This is a genomic window from Gillisella vitis (assembly GCF_001541345.2).
GTDB lineage: Bacteria > Pseudomonadota > Alphaproteobacteria > Rhizobiales > Rhizobiaceae > Allorhizobium > Allorhizobium vitis.
In genome coordinates this window covers 117,786-133,886 of the sequence record NZ_LMVL02000005.1, presented here as the reverse complement: position 1 = coordinate 133,886, position 16,101 = coordinate 117,786, and the positions used below count along the sequence as shown (strand labels likewise).

At 58.2% G+C, this 16,101-nt stretch carries 16 protein-coding genes; 11 read left to right on the top strand and 5 right to left on the bottom strand.

All coding sequences use genetic code 11. The features are described 5' to 3' along the window. Positions 1–317 precede the first annotated feature (317 nt). The 3 genes from ASB66_RS17960 to ASB66_RS17950 all read left to right on the top strand — a co-directional run bounded on the left by ASB66_RS17960 (position 318) and on the right by ASB66_RS17950 (position 3,594). Entirely contained in the window at positions 318–1,472 is a 1,155-nt protein-coding gene (locus tag ASB66_RS17960) for an MFS transporter (protein WP_114386817.1), read from the top strand. Between the two features lie 87 nt (positions 1,473–1,559). Further along, positions 1,560–2,822, top strand: a complete 1,263-nt coding sequence (gene ispG / locus ASB66_RS17955; protein WP_114386861.1) for a flavodoxin-dependent (E)-4-hydroxy-3-methylbut-2-enyl-diphosphate synthase — start codon at positions 1,560–1,562, stop codon at positions 2,820–2,822. Between the two features lie 106 nt (positions 2,823–2,928). After that, entirely contained in the window at positions 2,929–3,594 is a 666-nt protein-coding gene (locus ASB66_RS17950; RefSeq protein WP_060718789.1) for a YiaD family glycine zipper/OmpA-like lipoprotein, read from the top strand. Positions 3,595–3,669: 75 nt separating this feature from the next. Here ASB66_RS17950 and ASB66_RS17945 read toward each other — a convergent pair whose 3' ends face one another. Then, positions 3,670–4,308 (bottom strand): LysE family translocator, encoded by a 639-nt coding sequence (locus ASB66_RS17945; RefSeq protein WP_060718790.1) that lies wholly within the window; start codon positions 4,306–4,308, stop codon positions 3,670–3,672. 88 nt (positions 4,309–4,396) lie between these two features. Beyond that, the gene (locus ASB66_RS17940; protein ID WP_060718791.1) at positions 4,397–5,293 is read right to left on the bottom strand and encodes a polyprenyl synthetase family protein; all 897 of its coding nucleotides are present in this window, start codon (positions 5,291–5,293) and stop codon (positions 4,397–4,399) included. Positions 5,294–5,577: 284 nt separating this feature from the next. On the opposite strand from ASB66_RS17940, the gene mtgA reads away from it, so the two are divergent. The 3 genes from mtgA to rpmF all read left to right on the top strand — a co-directional run bounded on the left by mtgA (position 5,578) and on the right by rpmF (position 7,362). Continuing rightward, positions 5,578–6,246, top strand: a complete 669-nt coding sequence (gene mtgA / locus ASB66_RS17935) for a monofunctional biosynthetic peptidoglycan transglycosylase (protein ID WP_156544755.1) — start codon at positions 5,578–5,580, stop codon at positions 6,244–6,246. 72 nt (positions 6,247–6,318) lie between these two features. After that, positions 6,319–6,978 carry a glutathione S-transferase family protein gene (locus ASB66_RS17930; RefSeq protein WP_060718792.1) on the top strand — a complete coding sequence of 220 codons (660 nt, stop codon included), beginning with the start codon at positions 6,319–6,321 and terminating at the stop codon, positions 6,976–6,978. A 198-nt stretch (positions 6,979–7,176) separates the two neighbouring features. Further along, positions 7,177–7,362 carry a 50S ribosomal protein L32 gene (gene rpmF, locus ASB66_RS17920; protein WP_007604390.1) on the top strand — a complete coding sequence of 62 codons (186 nt, stop codon included), beginning with the start codon at positions 7,177–7,179 and terminating at the stop codon, positions 7,360–7,362. A 125-nt stretch (positions 7,363–7,487) separates the two neighbouring features. Here rpmF and phaR read toward each other — a convergent pair whose 3' ends face one another. Continuing rightward, positions 7,488–8,063: a polyhydroxyalkanoate synthesis repressor PhaR gene (phaR, locus tag ASB66_RS17915; protein WP_015917562.1), complete on the bottom strand. Its 576-nt coding sequence runs from the start codon at positions 8,061–8,063 to the stop codon at positions 7,488–7,490. Positions 8,064–8,302: 239 nt separating this feature from the next. Between phaR and ASB66_RS17910 the strand changes: the two genes are divergently transcribed. Together ASB66_RS17910 and phbB are read left to right on the top strand one after the other, a co-directional pair. After that, positions 8,303–9,484, top strand: a complete 1,182-nt coding sequence (locus ASB66_RS17910) for an acetyl-CoA C-acetyltransferase (RefSeq protein WP_060718794.1) — start codon at positions 8,303–8,305, stop codon at positions 9,482–9,484. 347 nt (positions 9,485–9,831) lie between these two features. Beyond that, positions 9,832–10,557, top strand: a complete 726-nt coding sequence (phbB, locus tag ASB66_RS17905; protein WP_060718795.1) for a beta-ketoacyl-ACP reductase — start codon at positions 9,832–9,834, stop codon at positions 10,555–10,557. Positions 10,558–10,627: 70 nt separating this feature from the next. Here the strand turns inward: phbB and ASB66_RS17900 are convergent, their stop codons facing one another. Continuing rightward, positions 10,628–10,885, bottom strand: coding sequence for a YMGG-like glycine zipper-containing protein (locus tag ASB66_RS17900; RefSeq protein WP_060718796.1), 258 nt, complete (start codon positions 10,883–10,885; stop codon positions 10,628–10,630). A 34-nt stretch (positions 10,886–10,919) separates the two neighbouring features. After that, on the bottom strand, positions 10,920–11,075 hold the full coding sequence (locus ASB66_RS17895) for a DUF3309 family protein (RefSeq protein ID WP_015917565.1): 156 nt from the start codon (positions 11,073–11,075) through the stop codon (positions 10,920–10,922). Positions 11,076–11,538: 463 nt separating this feature from the next. Here ASB66_RS17895 and ASB66_RS17885 point away from each other — a divergent pair, with 463 nt between their 5' ends. The 3 genes from ASB66_RS17885 to fdxA all read left to right on the top strand — a co-directional run bounded on the left by ASB66_RS17885 (position 11,539) and on the right by fdxA (position 15,762). Further along, on the top strand, positions 11,539–14,700 hold the full coding sequence (locus ASB66_RS17885) for a helicase-related protein (protein ID WP_060718798.1): 3,162 nt from the start codon (positions 11,539–11,541) through the stop codon (positions 14,698–14,700). 3 nt (positions 14,701–14,703) lie between these two features. Continuing rightward, a complete protein-coding gene (locus ASB66_RS17880; protein ID WP_060718799.1) occupies positions 14,704–15,105 on the top strand; it encodes an RNA-binding S4 domain-containing protein in 402 nt (133 codons plus the stop codon). A 318-nt stretch (positions 15,106–15,423) separates the two neighbouring features. Next, entirely contained in the window at positions 15,424–15,762 is a 339-nt protein-coding gene (gene fdxA / locus ASB66_RS17875; protein ID WP_060718800.1) for a ferredoxin FdxA, read from the top strand. Positions 15,763–16,101: the final 339 nt, after the last annotated feature.

The window sequence follows — 16,101 nt, the reverse complement described above, 5'->3', positions numbered from 1 at the left end:
CCCGAAAATCACTTCGGCTCGGTCGGATATGAGAGCGGAAACCAACATGCCCGTTCCGAATTTCCTCTTAAAATGAGCAGGTTATCCGATACCGTTCATACCTTTGCCCTCATGGACGATTTCGTCGCTTGTTGACAAAAAGGATGACGGTTTTAGACCTTTGCAAAGGAAGCCACCCAATTGCAACGCTAGCATCAAAATCCACCTGAACAAACATTCCCAACAGTAAGATACGATTCGTGACAGCGCAAATTCGGTCGGCGCTTGCAACTCTAATCGATTTAATGGACTTTCCGCGCAATCGGAGGATTGCGGACATGCAGCAAAGATTTTTCACCAGGGAACGTCTGGCCGTTTCACTTCTGTTCCTGATGAACGGGTTCATCATCGGCTCCTGGGCGCCCAAAGTCCCTGAATTTGCCCGAAATCTCGACCTGAGCGAAGCACAGCTCGGTCTGATGATCCTCGGTCTGGGGCTTGGCTCGCTCGCCTGCATGCCGGTGGCTGGCGCCCAGATCGCCCGTTTCGGCTCGCGCCGGGTCACACTGGCCTGCGCGCTGATTTTCCTGCCGACCCTGCTGCTGTTGACGCTTGCCCCCAATGTTCCCCTGGCGGCCCTGGCGATTTTCCTGTTCGGCGGCTTCATGGGTGCCATGGATGTGGCGATGAATGCCAATGCCGTGGAAACCGAAAAACAGATGGGGCGCTCGATCATGTCGTCCTGCCATGCCTTCTGGAGCCTCGGCGGGTTGATTGGCGCCAGCATTGGCGGGCCGCTGCTGGCCATGGCCGGATCGACAGTACATAGCCTTGTCGCCACAGTCCTCGCCGCCCTTATGCTGCTTGCCGCCTGGCCGATCACCCTTCGCGACCAGCCCCATCCCGATGCCGAGCACCGCAAGGCGCGCCTGCCGATGACGCCCCTGCCCTGGCTTCTCGGCATCGTCGCGCTGTTTTGCATGATCCCGGAAGGGGCCGTGCTCGACTGGGGTGCTTTTTATCTGCGCAATGAACTGGGCGGCTCCATTGCCACCTCAAGCTATGCCTATGCGGGCTTCTCCTTGACCATGGCGATCATGCGCTTTGCCGGCGACATCGTCCGCGACAGGCTGGGGGCGGTGACAACCATGCGGGTCTGCGCTGTGATTGCCATGATCGGCACGGCCATTGCTGGTTTTGCTGCTGAGCCATGGACCGCCGTCATCGGCTTTGCCATCATGGGCATCGGCATTTCCAACCTGGTCCCCATCGCCTTTTCCGCCGCTGGCAATCTGCCGGGCATGGCGCCGGGCGTCGGCCTGTCAGTGGTCAGCGCCATGGGCTATTCGGGTATTCTGGTGGCGCCCTCGCTGATCGGTTTCGTCGCCGAACATACGTCGCTAGCCCTGGTGTTTCGCGTGCTTCCAGTGCTCATCCTGGTCGCCTTGCTGCTCTCAGGCCTTGCCCGACATGCCGACCGGCCCAAAGTTTGATCGACACGCGCCGCTGTCACGATGTTGACAAGCGACCATGATTGATCCACCTGAAAGCGAATTATCCGCAAGATCGGGATGACAACCATGGCGCCAGCCGAAAACCCAGCCGACGATTTTGATCCGAAACCACGCCGCGCATCCGTGGCCGTCGATGTCGGCGGCGTCATTGTTGGCGGCGGCGCGCCTGTCGTCGTCCAGTCGATGACCAATACGGACACAGCCGATATTGACGGCACGGTGGCGCAGGTCGCAGCCCTGCATAAAGCCGGATCAGAAGTCGTCCGTATCACCGTCGATCGCGACGAGAGTGCGGCGGCTGTGCCGAAAATCCGCGACCGTCTGGAGCGGCTCGGCCTTGATGTACCCCTGATCGGCGACTTTCACTATATCGGCCACAAGCTTCTGGCCGATCATCCCGCCTGTGCCGAGGCGCTGGCCAAATACCGGATCAATCCGGGTAATGTCGGCTTCAAGGACAAGAAGGACAAGCAGTTTGCCGATATCATTGAGATGGCGATCCGCTATGACAAGCCGGTGCGGATCGGCGTCAACTGGGGCTCGCTCGACCAGGAACTGCTGACCCAGTTGATGGATGAGAACCAGGCCAAGGGCTTTCCGCTCTCGGCCCGGCAGGTGACCCGTGAAGCGATCTGCCAATCGGCGCTTCTGTCTGCCGAACTGGCCGAAGAGATCGGGCTTTCGCGCAACCGCATCATCCTGTCGGCCAAGGTCAGCCAGGTTCAGGACCTGATCGCCGTCTATTCCATGCTGGCGTCTCGCTCCGACCATGCGCTGCATCTGGGCCTGACGGAAGCGGGCATGGGCTCGAAAGGCATTGTCGCCTCATCGGCGGCCATGGGCTATGTGCTGCAACAGGGAATCGGCGACACCATCCGCGTTTCGCTGACGCCGGAGCCAAATGGCGACCGGACCCGCGAAGTGCAGGTGGCACAGGAACTATTGCAGGTCATGGGCTTTCGCCAGTTCATCCCCGTGGTTGCGGCCTGTCCGGGCTGCGGGCGCACCACGTCTACGGTGTTCCAGGAGCTGGCGCAGAAGATCCAGAGCGATATCCGCAAGAACATGCCGGTCTGGCGGGAAAAATATCCTGGTGTTGAAGGGCTGAATGTCGCGGTCATGGGCTGCATCGTCAATGGCCCGGGAGAAAGCAAGCATGCCGATATCGGCATTTCCCTGCCCGGCACCGGCGAAAACCCGGCGGCACCGGTGTTTATCGACGGTGAGAAGGCATTGACCTTGCGTGGTCCGAAAATCGCCGAGGATTTCGAAGCTCTGGTGATTGACTATATCGAAAAACGCTACGGTCAGCGGTCGGCAGCGGAGTAAGAGAGCCGTTCTGTCAGCAAGCAGTTCTGTAGCAGGTGGCATGTTTTCTTCATATTGCCGCAATTGCTATGTTCAGGATGAAATGAACCTACGGAGCCCTATCCCGATGCTGAAGAAATTCGTCCTTCTTGCCCTGACTGCCACCTATTTGAGTGCGTGCACCACCACCGATCCCTATACGGGTGAACAGAAAATGTCGAACACCGCCGGTGGCGCGATGATTGGCGCAGGCCTCGGCGCACTCGGCGGCCTGGCGGTCGGCGGCGGCGGTCATGGCAAGCGCAATGCCGCCCTGATCGGCGCGGGCATCGGCGCGCTGGCAGGCGGTGCCATTGGCAGCTATATGGACAATCAGGAAGCAGAACTGCGCGCCCAGCTTCAGGGCACCGGCGTGTCCGTCACCCGTCAGGGAGACCGGATCATCCTCAACATGCCGTCCAACATCACTTTCCCGACCGATCAGGACCAGGTGTTGCCGCCATTCTACCCAACGCTGAATTCAGTGGCGATCGTGCTGAAGAAGTTCAACCGCACCCTGGTCGATGTCAACGGCCATACCGACTCGACCGGCGGCTTGCAGCATAACCAGGATCTGTCGCAGCGCCGCGCCGAATCGGTGCTGAACTATCTCGGCTCGCAGGGCGTCGATCCGCGCCGCATGTCGGCCATGGGCTTTGGCCCCAGCCAGCCGATTGCCACCAACGCCACGCCACAAGGCCGCGCCCAGAACCGTCGCGTCGAAGTGGCGATTTCGCCGCTCAAGGACAATTGATCTCAGCCAAGGCTGCAGCCCATTCAAAGACAAAGAAAGCCGCCGAAAGGCGGCTTTCTTATTACAAGCTAGTTGTCACAAGCTGGTCGTCAGCATTTTCACGCCCGCCGCGCCGAACAGAAGCGCCAGAACGCCATCCACATAGCGCCTGCTGGCCCTGTAGACATGCACGGCCCGGGCGGTCGAAAACACCAGAGCATAGCCGCAGAAGACTGAAAACCCGGTCACCAGACATCCACCGACCACGAGCACCACGGACCCCAGTGAGGCATCCACTGGCACGCCCAGCGAAATAATCGCCAGCCAGCCGAAAATCGCTTTCGGATTGGTCAAGTGAATGAGATAGCCGCGCAGAAAGATAGCACCATAACGGTCCCGCTTGACCGGCTCGACCTGCTCCCTGGCAGGCTGTTGTTTTCGCAAGGCAGACAGTCCCGCCTTGATGGCGAGATAGAAAAGATAAAGCCCGCCTGCGATTTTCAGCAGAATAAGGGCCTGGCCATAATGATGCAGCAAGGCGGCAAGGCCAAAGGATGCCGCCATGGCCCAGGTAAAAGAACCTGCAAATATGCCAAGCGCAATCACCAGACCAGCCTTGCGCCCTTGCGATATGGCCGTCGAGATAATCGCCATATTCGCCGGGCCGGGGCTGATCACCGCCACCAGATAGACGAGATAGGCGGAGAAAAACTGCGCAAAATGATCGACAATCATGTCAGGCGCTTTCAGGAGAGAATAACGGTCACTGAGCCCTAAAACATCAAAGCAGAGTCCGCACCTGAAAACCTGTCACAGTGGCAATTCAATTCTTGCGATTGGCGACAAAACGGGCGGCCGCCATCAACACTGCGGCGCGTTCACCATAGGGAGACAGCAACGCGACCGCCTGATCGACCAGCCGGTCCAGCTCGGTTTCCGCCCAGGCCTGGCCCTTCAGGCCGACCAATGTCCCCTTGCCGCGCCCGGCATCCTTGCCCGTCGCCTTGCCCATAGTGGCAGCGTCGGCGGTCAAATCAAGGAGATCATCGGCAAGCTGGAAGGCCCGGCCGATCAACTCGCCGAACTGGCGCAACCGCTGCCGGTCCTCGTCCGAGGCTCCGGCAATTACTGGCCCAGCCTCGCAGGCAAAGCGCAGTAGAGCGCCGGTTTTCATAGCCTGCAATGTGACGATGCCAGCCTCATCCGGAGCGTGTTTCTCCGCAGCCAGATCCAGCGCCTGACCGCCCGCCATGCCACCAAGCCCGGCAGCCCGCGCCAGCGCCAGAACAAGCGCGGTCTTGGCAGCGTCGGGAAGTGTGGTTCGTGGTGCGGCAATGATCTCAAAGGCAAAGGTCAGCAGACTGTCACCAGCCAGAATGGCCGTCGCCTCGTCAAAGGCGATATGCACGGTTGGCTGGCCACGGCGCAGATCGTCGTCATCCATGGCGGGCAAGTCATCATGCACGAGAGAGTAGCAATGCAGGCATTCGAGCGCAGCACCAACCCGCAGGGCGGCATCGTCCTCACCACGAAACAGCCGGGCGCTTTCCACCACCAGAAATGGCCGCAGCCGCTTGCCGCCATTCAGCACGGCATGGCGCATGGCCGCCAAAAGCTGGCCGGGTCTGGCGATTTCTTCCGATTGGGATGCGGGCTGCAAAAGCTCGGTCAGCAGCGCCTGGACGCGCGTGGCTGTATCGCGGAGATGATCGTCAAACATCGCATGCCTCAGGTTTGCCGGCTGCTCTTTGCCATGCGCCTTCAGAAGGTGCAAGATACAATGAGTATTGGGGACTATCTGTGGGGTATCAGCCCGCCAAAGGGCCATGGTCTGGCGCTTAGCCTTATTCACGGCTAAGAAACAAGGGCGCAAATCAAGCAGTGTCGGGGCAGGTGATAGGATTGACGACGGACAACGCACCTGATGCTATCGATCCTCTGGACGCGACTGTGCCCGGACAAGACGAGCACCTCGACCAGGAGGGCGAAAAAGGAGACTGGCGGCTGGTGCTGCATCGAATAGCCAAGGCACTGCTTGCTGTTGCCCTTTTGCCTTTCGCGCTGATGGCGCTCTATCTGCTGCCCTTCATTCATCCGCCTTCCACCTTGATGCTGGCCGATCTCGTTCTGTTTCGCGGTTATGACCGGCAATGGGTGCCGCTGGAACGGATATCGCCCAATCTGGTCCGCGCGGTGATGATGTCGGAAGATGGGCAATTCTGTAGCCATAGCGGCGTCGACTGGGTGCAGATGCGCTCCGTAATCGACGATGCGCTGGACGGCGAAGAAACCCGCGGCGCCAGCACCATTACCATGCAGACCGTGAAAAACCTGTTTTTGTGGAACAGCCGGTCCTTTATCCGCAAAGGCATGGAAATTCCCCTGGCACTGACCGCCGACAAAGTCTGGTCGAAACGCCGGACCATGGAAATTTACCTCAATATCGCCGAATGGGGTCCTGGAATTTACGGTGCAGAGGCCGCAGCACTCCACCATTTCAAAATCCCGGCCGCCCGGCTTTCAGCCCGCCAGGCCGCCCTGCTCGCGGTTTCGCTGCCCAATCCCATTGATCGCAACGCCGGCAAGCCGGGACCCGGTCTGCGGCGGCTTGCCGCCATGGTGGAGCGCCGCGCCCGGGGCGCCGATCCATATATCAGCTGCATTGATAAGTGATGTCAAAACTTGGCATTGGCTTTGAGCCGTATGTGCCGGTTAGGATTGCGGACATTTCAGGAGACAAAACCGATGACGGACCTAACACTCTATATTGCCAATAAGAATTATTCCTCCTGGTCGTTCCGGCCCTGGATCGCTCTGACCGCAGCCGGGATCGACTTCAAAGAGGTGCTGATCCGCTTCGATTTTCCAGCCGGCAATCCCGGCATCAAGGCGATATCGCCGACCGGCCAGGTGCCAGTCCTCGTGCATGGTGACGTGAAGGTATGGGAATCGCTGGCCATTATTGAATATGCCGCCGAGCTTTTCCCCAATGCCGACATCTGGCCATCAGCCTCCTCGGACAGGGCCGTGGCACGCGCAATTTCGCTCGAAATGCTGGCTGGCTTCAGGGCGATGCGCAATGCCTGCCCGATGAACTTCCGCCGCTCGCCACAGGCGCTTGCTTTCAGCCCTGAGACACAGGCAGCGGTGATGGCGGATGTCTCCCGCATCGAAACCATCTGGCGAGAGCAATTGGCCCGTTCCGGCGGTCCTTTCCTGTTTGGCGCCTTCAGCGCGGCGGATGCCATGTATGCACCTGTGGTCAACCGTTTTTCGGCCTATCAACTGACCGCCGATCCGGTTAGTCTTGCCTATATGGATCGCATGCAGGCCCATTCCGCCTGGATCAAGTGGCGCGATGCTGCCCTGGCCGAACCCTGGATCGTGCCGGAGGACGAGGCCTGAACGGATTGCCCGATGCCCGCAAAGGCCGGGCAACACCGGCGTTTTGCGACCGCACGATGACAAAAAAATCCAGCCGGGGACTGGTCAAACCCCTGGGCGGCATGTATAAGGCCGCCAAATTCGAAGATCGGATGAGTGATTGTTCGGCTCCAAAAGGGCCGGTTCATCGGTTTTCGACCGTCACGTGGAGTAATTAAAATGGCTGTACCAAAAAGAAAAACAAGCCCGTCCAAGCGCGGTATGCGCCGTTCTGCCGACGGTCTGAAGGCTCCGACCTATGTCGAAGACAAGAATTCCGGCGAACTGCGCCGTCCGCACCATATCGATCTGAAGACCGGTATGTATCGCGGTCGTCAGGTTCTGACACCGAAGGAAAGCGCATAAGCGTTTTCTATCTGATTATATTAAAAAAGGCCGGTTTTTCCGGCCTTTTTCTTTGCCTATTATACAAAAACGGCCACCGTGCTGATTACGCCCAGCAAGGTGGCCGTTTTTGCATCAATGGACAATCAAAGCTTGTCGAGCTTGGTTTGCAGATTGCGCAACTGCTCCTTCAGATCGTCGATATCCTTGGTTTCCGGCCGCTTCGTCTCGCGTGCTGGCGTCGGCGTCATGAAGGGCGAAAACATCTGCATGGCCTGATGGAACATCTCGGTATTCCGCTTGACCTGCTCCTCCATCAGCTGGATCGGTGCCTGTAAATTCTTGGCAAGCGGTGTCTCACCAAAAGCGCGGGTCATCTGGTCGCGCATCTGGGATTGCTGTTCGGTAAAGGCTTTCATCGAATGTTCGAGAAAGCTTGGCACCACCATCTGCATCTGATCGCCATAATAGCTGATCAACTGGCGCAGGAAGGAAATCGGCAGCAACGTATTGGTGGTCTTGGCTTCCTGCTCGAAAATAATCTGGGTCAGGACAGAATGGGTAATATCCTCGCCGGATTTTGCATCCTGCACGGTGAACTCCTCACCCTTTTTTACCATCTTGGCCAGATCTTCCAGCGTCACATAGGTACTGGTCCCCGTGTTGTAGAGGCGGCGATTGGCATATTTCTTAATGATGATTTCGCCATCGGTCTTGGCCATTGTGTCTCCTAACCCGGCTTATGTCGTTATTATTGCTCTTCCCTGAGAGCGAAGTGTAATCGCAAATCGACGGGCGTGACAATCTCTTTGTGCGTCGCGGGATTGCGCTATCGAAAGCAGCGATAGCCATCCGCTGAAATGCAACCAAAGACTGAAATTTCCCAATGCTTTGAGTTTGACTTCTCGGGGAAGCTTTGACAGTCTCAGCCGCAGCAAAGAACACTATCGAGGAGATACCCATGTCTACGCCTTCCATCGTCATTGCCAGCGCGGCTCGAACGGCAGTCGGCTCTTTCAACGGGGCATTTGCCAACGTTGCCGCACATGATCTGGGTGCGACCGCGATCAAGGCCGTGCTGGAACGCGCAGGCATCGAGGCCGCCGAAGTCGACGAAGTGATCCTCGGCCAGATCCTGACGGCCGGCCAGGGCCAGAACCCCGCCCGCCAGGCCGCCATGAAGGCTGGCATTCCGCAGGAAAAAACCGCCTGGGGCCTGAACCAGCTTTGCGGCTCCGGCCTGCGCGCCGTGGCACTCGGCATGCAGCAGATCGCCACCGGCGACGCCTCGATCATCATCGCAGGCGGGCAAGAATCCATGTCGCTTGCCCCCCACTGCGCCCATTTGCGCGCAGGCACCAAGATGGGCGACATGAAAATGATCGACACCATGATCAAGGACGGCCTGACCGATGCCTTTTACGGCTATCACATGGGTGTCACCGCCGAAAATGTTGCCCGCCAGTGGCAGCTGACCCGCGACGAGCAGGATGCCTTTGCGGTTGCCTCGCAAAACAAGGCCGAAGCCGCCCAGGCCGCAGGACGGTTCAAGGACGAAATCGTCCCGGTCACCGTGCCAGGCCGCAAGGGCGATGTGATCGTCGATGCCGATGAATATATCCGCGCAGGTGCAACCCTGGACAGCATGACCAAGCTGCGTCCCGCTTTCGACAAGGAAGGCACCGTCACCGCCGGGAATGCATCTGGCATCAATGACGGAGCCGCCGCCGCCCTGCTGATGACCGAAGCGGAAGCCGTCCGTCGCGGCATCCAGCCTTTGGCACGCATTGCCTCCTGGGCTACCGCTGGCGTCGATCCGAAGATCATGGGCACCGGTCCCATCCCCGCATCCCGCAAGGCGCTTGAAAGGGCTGGCTGGAGTGTGAACGATCTCGATCTGGTCGAGGCCAACGAAGCCTTTGCCGCCCAGGCCTGCGCCGTCAACAAGGACCTTGGTTGGGATACGTCGATCGTCAATGTCAATGGCGGCGCCATTGCCATCGGCCACCCGGTCGGGGCCTCAGGTGCCCGTATTCTCAACACCCTGCTGTTTGAAATGAAACGGCGCGGCGCAAAGAAGGGTCTGGCGACCCTGTGCATCGGTGGTGGCATGGGCGTTGCCATGTGCATCGAAGGCCTCTGAGCGGATCAAGCCAGAAGCCCGATGGCTCCCCATCGGGCTTTGATGCCCTGATCCGTAGGAATATCGCCTGATCACCGCGCGGTCTTTCGACTGGATATAATCAAACGGAACTGGCTTCAGCGGCGGATCGCAACCAGACGATCAGAACAATAAAACAAGTCGGCAACCGGCGCGGCCATATTTTACCTGCATCATTCCAGTTCAATGTTTCCGGCGTCAAACCGTAGTGACTGGCGTTCTCTGTGTATTTCGCAGAAACACCCATTGAATTGGGGGATGTCACTCCTTGCCCCCTGGGGTAACGGAGAGACGCAACACAAGAAAACACTTATTGAGAGGAGACTGGAATGAGCAGGGTCGCTTTGGTAACAGGCGGAACGCGCGGCATCGGCGCATCGATTTCAACGGCTTTGAAGGCAGCTGGATATACGGTTGCTGCCAATTATGCCGGAAATGACGAGGCCGCAAAGGCATTTGAAGCCGAAACCGGCATTCCGGTCTTCAAATGGGATGTCTCCTCCTACGAGGCCAGCAAACAGGGTATTGCCGCCATCGAGGCGGCGCTTGGACCGGTTGAAATCCTGGTCAACAATGCGGGCATTACACGCGATGCCATGTTCCATAAAATGACGCCGGAACAGTGGAACGACGTGATCGGCACCAATTTGACTGGTCTGTTCAACGTCACCCACCCGGTCTGGACCGGCATGCGCGACCGCAGCTTTGGCCGCGTCATCAATATTTCCTCCATTAACGGCCAGAAGGGCCAGATGGGCCAGGCCAATTACTCTGCCGCCAAAGCTGGCGATCTCGGTTTCACCAAGTCGCTCGCGCAGGAAGGTGCTGCCAAAAATATCACCGTCAATGCGATTTGCCCGGGCTATATCGGCACGGAAATGGTTAGGGCGATCCCAGAAAAAGTCTTGAACGAGCGGATCATTCCGCAAATTCCGGTCGGACGCCTCGGCGAACCGGAGGAAATTGCCCGCATCGTGGTGTTTCTGGCGTCCGACGACGCCGGTTTCATCACCGGCTCGACGATTTCCGCCAATGGTGGCCAGTTCTTCGTCTGATACTCTGGCTTAATATCAAAAAAAGCCGCCGGATCGCTCCGGCGGCTTTTTATATTCAATGGTATGCGATTTAGCGGCAACGGCGCTCGTATTGACGGCCGTAACGGTCGCGGTAAACGCAGTAGCCGCGGCGTTCGGTCGACTGGCCGATCAAAGCGCCAATCACACCACCGCCGACGGCACCCACCGCAGCACCACCAACCGAATTGGTAGCAACGCCACCGATGACAGCACCGGATGCTGCACCAATTGAGGCACCACGTTCCGTCGGCGTACAAGACGCAATCATCGGCAAGAGCATGGCTATGGCAATAACTGTCTTTTTCATCAAAGCTTCCTCTTCTTCCTGGCCTGGATAACCGTCAGATACGGCCCATAAGCAGCAAAATAATAATGATCACGACAACCAGGCCTAAGCCACCGGACGGACCATAGCCCCAGTTGCGGCTATGACCCCAAGTCGGAAGCGCCCCAAGCAGCAACAATATGAGGATGATGACGAGAATTGTGCCTAGCATGGTGTTTCCCTTTACTTTTCAGCATGTCTTAATTCATGTGACCCTATAATGATCCAGGTCCTGTATTGTTCCACCCGGTCTGCCTATTCCTCCAAGAGACACGATTTCAAAGACCGGCGTTGTTTTCGGTTGTGAGGGGCTTCCATTATCTTGTCCCTCTGATGCCAGTGCCCCACAAGATGAAGCTTGGAACAAAACATGAAAGGGGAGGAGTCAGCGATTCGTCGCCGATTCGTTCTTTGGCTGTTCTGAATCAACGCCCGGCGCGCAAAACGACCAAAATCCACCGCAACCGGAGGTTATTTCTCTCCTATTCGCCTCTGCAGCCGGAAAAGCAGCGCCTGGGCAATTCTTTTCTTGCCTTTGCTCCAAGGCATCGCCATGTGTGGTCCCGAAAGAAGATCGGCTGTCGCCATCCTCTTTTGACAGTGCAGTCCGGAGCGACGATTTGACTTCGCAACCCATGATCCTGAGCGGCCGCGGCGTTATTGCTGTGCTGGGGCCGACCAATACGGGTAAGACCCATTATGCCATCGAGCGCATGGTTGCCCATGGGTCGGGTATGATCGGCCTGCCTTTGCGATTGCTGGCGCGCGAAGTTTACACCAGGCTGGTCGAGCGGGTCGGCGCGGCGCATGTCGCCCTCATCACTGGCGAGGAAAAGATCACCCCGCCCAATGCAAGGTTTTCTGTCTGCACCGTCGAGGCGCTGCCGCGCGAGACGAAAGTCGCGTTCGTCGCCATCGATGAAATCCAGTTGGCGGGCGATCTCGAGCGCGGCCATATTTTCACCGACCGGCTGTTGCATCTGCGCGGACGCGAAGAAACCCTGCTGCTTGGCTCGGCGACGATGAAGCCGATCCTTCAGCATCTGCTGCCGGGCATTACCGTCATCGAGCGTCCACGCCTGTCGCAGTTGTTTTATGCTGGCGAAAAGAAAATTACCCGGCTGCCACAGCGCACGGCAATCGTCGCCTTCTCCGCAGATGAAGTCTATTCCATTGCCGAATTGATCCGTCGCCAGCGCGGCGGGGCGGCTGTGGTGCTCGGCGCACTCAGCCCGCGCACCCGCAATGCCCAGGTCGGCCTCTACCAATCCGGCGATGTCGAATATCTTGTCGCGACCGATGCAATCGGCATGGGCCTGAACCTCGATGTCGACCATGTCGCCTTTGCCCAGGACCGCAAATTCGACGGCTATCAGTTCCGCAATCTCAATCCCGGCGAACTGGGCCAGATTGCCGGGCGTGCCGGACGCCATCTGAAAGATGGTACTTTCGGGGTGACGGGACGCGTCGATCCCTTTGAGCCGGAGCTGGTGGAACGGCTGCAGAGCCACCATTTCGATCCGGTCAAGGTGCTGCAATGGCGCACGGCCCAGTTCGATTTTTCCTCGATTGCCAACCTGCGCCGTAGCCTGGATGCCGCCCCCAAGGTGGCGGGACTGGTGCGGGCACTGCCGGCAATCGACCAACAGGCGCTGGATTATCTGGCCCGCTATCCGGAAGTCCAGGACCTTGCGTCATCGCCAAATCGGGTCTCACTGCTGTGGGATGCCTGCGCATTACCGGATTATCGGCGAATTACCCCGGCACAACATGCCGATCTGATTCTTACCCTCTATTCCGACCTTGCCCGGCACGGTAGTGTGAACGAAGATTTCATGGCAGAGCAGGTGCATCGCTCCGACCGGACAGACGGCGAGATAGATACTCTTTCTGCGCGCATTGCGCAGATCCGAACTTGGACGTATGTGTCGAACCGGCCAGGTTGGCTTGCCGATCCGACACACTGGCAAGAAAAGACGCGGGAAATCGAAGATCGATTGTCTGACGCGTTACATGAAAGGTTGACGAAACGCTTTGTTGATCGCAGGACATCTGTGCTTATGAAGCGCTTGAGAGAGAATGGGATGCTGGAAGCTGAAATCAGTGTGAACGGTGATGTCTTCGTTGAAGGACATCACGTGGGCCAACTCTCCGGATTCCGGTTTACGCCGATCTCTGGAACCGAGGGGCCGGACGCCAAGGCGGTGCAAACTGCTGCCCAAAAGGCGCTTGGCCTGGAATTCGAAGCGCGGGCTGCAAGATTGCATGCTTCGGGCAATGGGGATCTGGCGCTCAGTTCCGACGGTCTCGTCCGGTGGCTGGGTGATCCCGTCGCCCGGCTGACCGGTTCGGATCATATCATGCGCCCCCGCATTCTGCTGCTGGCGGACGAACCGCTGAGCGGCAATGCGCGCGATCACGTCGTCGCCCGCATCGAGCGCTTCGTCAATCATCATATCTCGACCATTCTGAAGCCGCTCGACGATCTGTCGCGGGCCGAAGACTTGCAGGGCCTTTCCAAGGGATTGGCCTTCCAGCTGGTGGAAGGGCTTGGAATTCTGTTCCGCCGCGACGTGACCGAAGAGGTCAAGTCGCTGGACCAGGATGCGCGCGCTTCCATGCGCCGCTACGGCGTGCGCTTCGGTGCCTATCACATCTTTATGCCAGCCCTGTTGAAACCAGCACCGGCCGAGCTGATCACCCTGCTCTGGGCCTTGAAGAACGATGGTCTGGACAAGGCCGGCTATGGCGATCTCATTCCGGTTCTGGCCGCAGGCCGAACTTCGGTCGTGACGGACCCAAGCTTCGAGCGCAATTTCTACAAGCTCGCCGGCTTCCGTTTCCTCGGCAAGCGCGCCGTGCGCATCGATATTCTGGAGCGGCTGGCGGATCTGATCCGTCCACTGCTGCAATGGAAGCCCGGCACCACACCGCGGCCAGACGGCGCCTATGATGGCCGCCGCTTCACCACCACAACCGCCATGCTCTCCATCCTCGGTGCGACACCTGATGACATGGAGGAAATCCTCAAAGGCCTCGGCTACCGCGCCGATGCCGTCAAGGCGGAAGAGGCCCAGGCCTTCCTTGGCACCCAGGACGACAAGCCTGCCGTAGCAGCAGCCACGGCACCGACACAGACATCCGAAAGCATCGAAAAAACCGACGAAGACGATGCGGATCAGCAAGGCGAAGCCACAGCGACGGAAACTGTCGCTGCTGAGCCGGTAACACTCGAGACCGTCCCAACGTCTTCGGTCCCAAGTGCTGAGATCAGCGCCGAAGCAACGACAGAAGCACCGGCAGAGGTCAAAGAGACCGACGTCGCAGCGACCGAGGCTCCATCCGCCGACCTTCTTGCCAATCCGGAAGGACCAACGGAACCCAAACCGGTTCTGCTCTGGCGCCCCGGCGGCCGCAATGACAACCAGCGCCAAGCCGGACGTCCCCAACAGGGCGACCGCCGTCCACAAGCTGCCAAACGCGCCCCGCAGCAGGGTGAGCAGAAGCCGGAAGCCCGTACAGAAGGTAGCCGTCCTGAAGGCAGAAGTGACCGGGACGACAAGCGCCGCGAGGGTGGCCATCACGGCAAGCCCCGCGACCGGGACGGAAACCGCGACAAGCACGCAAACCGGGGTGGCGACCGTGATGATCGCGGGCCGCGTAAGGACCGCGACAGGGATACAAAATCAACCCAGCCGCAGCGTTTCGAGGCAAAGCCACCGCGCAAGGAAAAGCCGATCGATCCGGATTCTCCTTTCGCTAAGCTGGCTGCCTTGAAGGAGCAGATGAAGAAGTAAGCCATGAGCGAACAACAGCCACTCGCCGGACCCTCTCAGCGGATCGACAAGTGGCTGTTTTTTGCGCGGATTTTCAAATCCCGTACTCTGGCCCAGCAACACATCGTCTCCGGCCGGGTACGGATCAACGGCAAACCGGGCAAGCAGCCCAGCGCCATTGTCCGGCCCGGTGACGTGCTGGATATCACCCTTCCCAATCACGACATGAAACTGGTCGTTCGCCAGCCCGGTACGCATCGCGGCCCCTACGAGCAGGCCAAACTCCTCTATGAGGACCAGTCACCGCCCCGCCAAGCCCGCGACGCCCTCACCGCGTTCGAGCAAGCGCAAAGACTTCCCGGCTCCGGGCGTCCGACAAAGCGCGAGCGCCGGCAATTGGACCGCCTGATGGATGGCGAAGACTGACACGAAATATCTCAAACCTCTTTGGTGCGTTGAAGATATTCGAAATCTGTAGAAGGCAAGGATACGCCAGCATTTTTGAGCCTGGTGCGAGAACTGACCGATACGGTTTGGGCCGAGCCTGCCAGCCACTAGGAAAATCGACCTCTATCGTATCGAGATACGGATGATTTATCCTTGCTAACGGACCTGGAAAGCATTAGCTCACTGCCCTTGTGGAAAAAGCTGTGCATGATATGGGACAGTCGGTTTTTCCTTGCCTAATCCGTTCCTGCAAGACGCGGCGTCGCACTCGCCATCGAGAGATCTCTGGAGTACCGCATGACGTACATCGTGACTGACAACTGCATACGCTGCAAATATACCGATTGCGTGGAAGTATGCCCGGTCGATTGTTTCTACGAAGGCGAGAATTTTCTGGCCATCAATCCCGATGAATGCATTGATTGCGGTGTATGTGAGCCGGAATGTCCGGCGGAAGCCATTAAGCCGGACACAGAGCCGGGTCTGGATAAGTGGCTGAAAATCAATACGGAATTCTCCCAGATTTGGCCAAACATCACCACCAAGCGCGATGCTTTGCCCGAAGCCAAGGAAATGGACGGTGTCGAAGGCAAGTTCGAGCTTTATTTCTCGGAAAAGCCTGGCACTGGCGACTGATTAGCGAGTTGCGACGCGGTCTCACCCGATCCCGGAGGCCGCTCCCGGTGCGTTACCAGTTAAAGACCACCTTGTCTCATTGCTTTTCAGATGTCTCAAATCTTTGCCGCATTTGAGATATTTGACATGCCTTCAGGTCACATCTTTGAGACATGGCATAAAACTGCATGGCAGCTTCTGTTTTTTATGACAGCAACCATGCAATTGAGGGTCGCTATGAACAAATTGCCGAGACCTGTGTGGAACCAAAGCACAAAAAGAATCGCTGTCACAGCTTGACGATTTTCTGAATTTCCAAAAAAATCAATAGGTTAAAAGATATTTTATTTTACCTTGGCG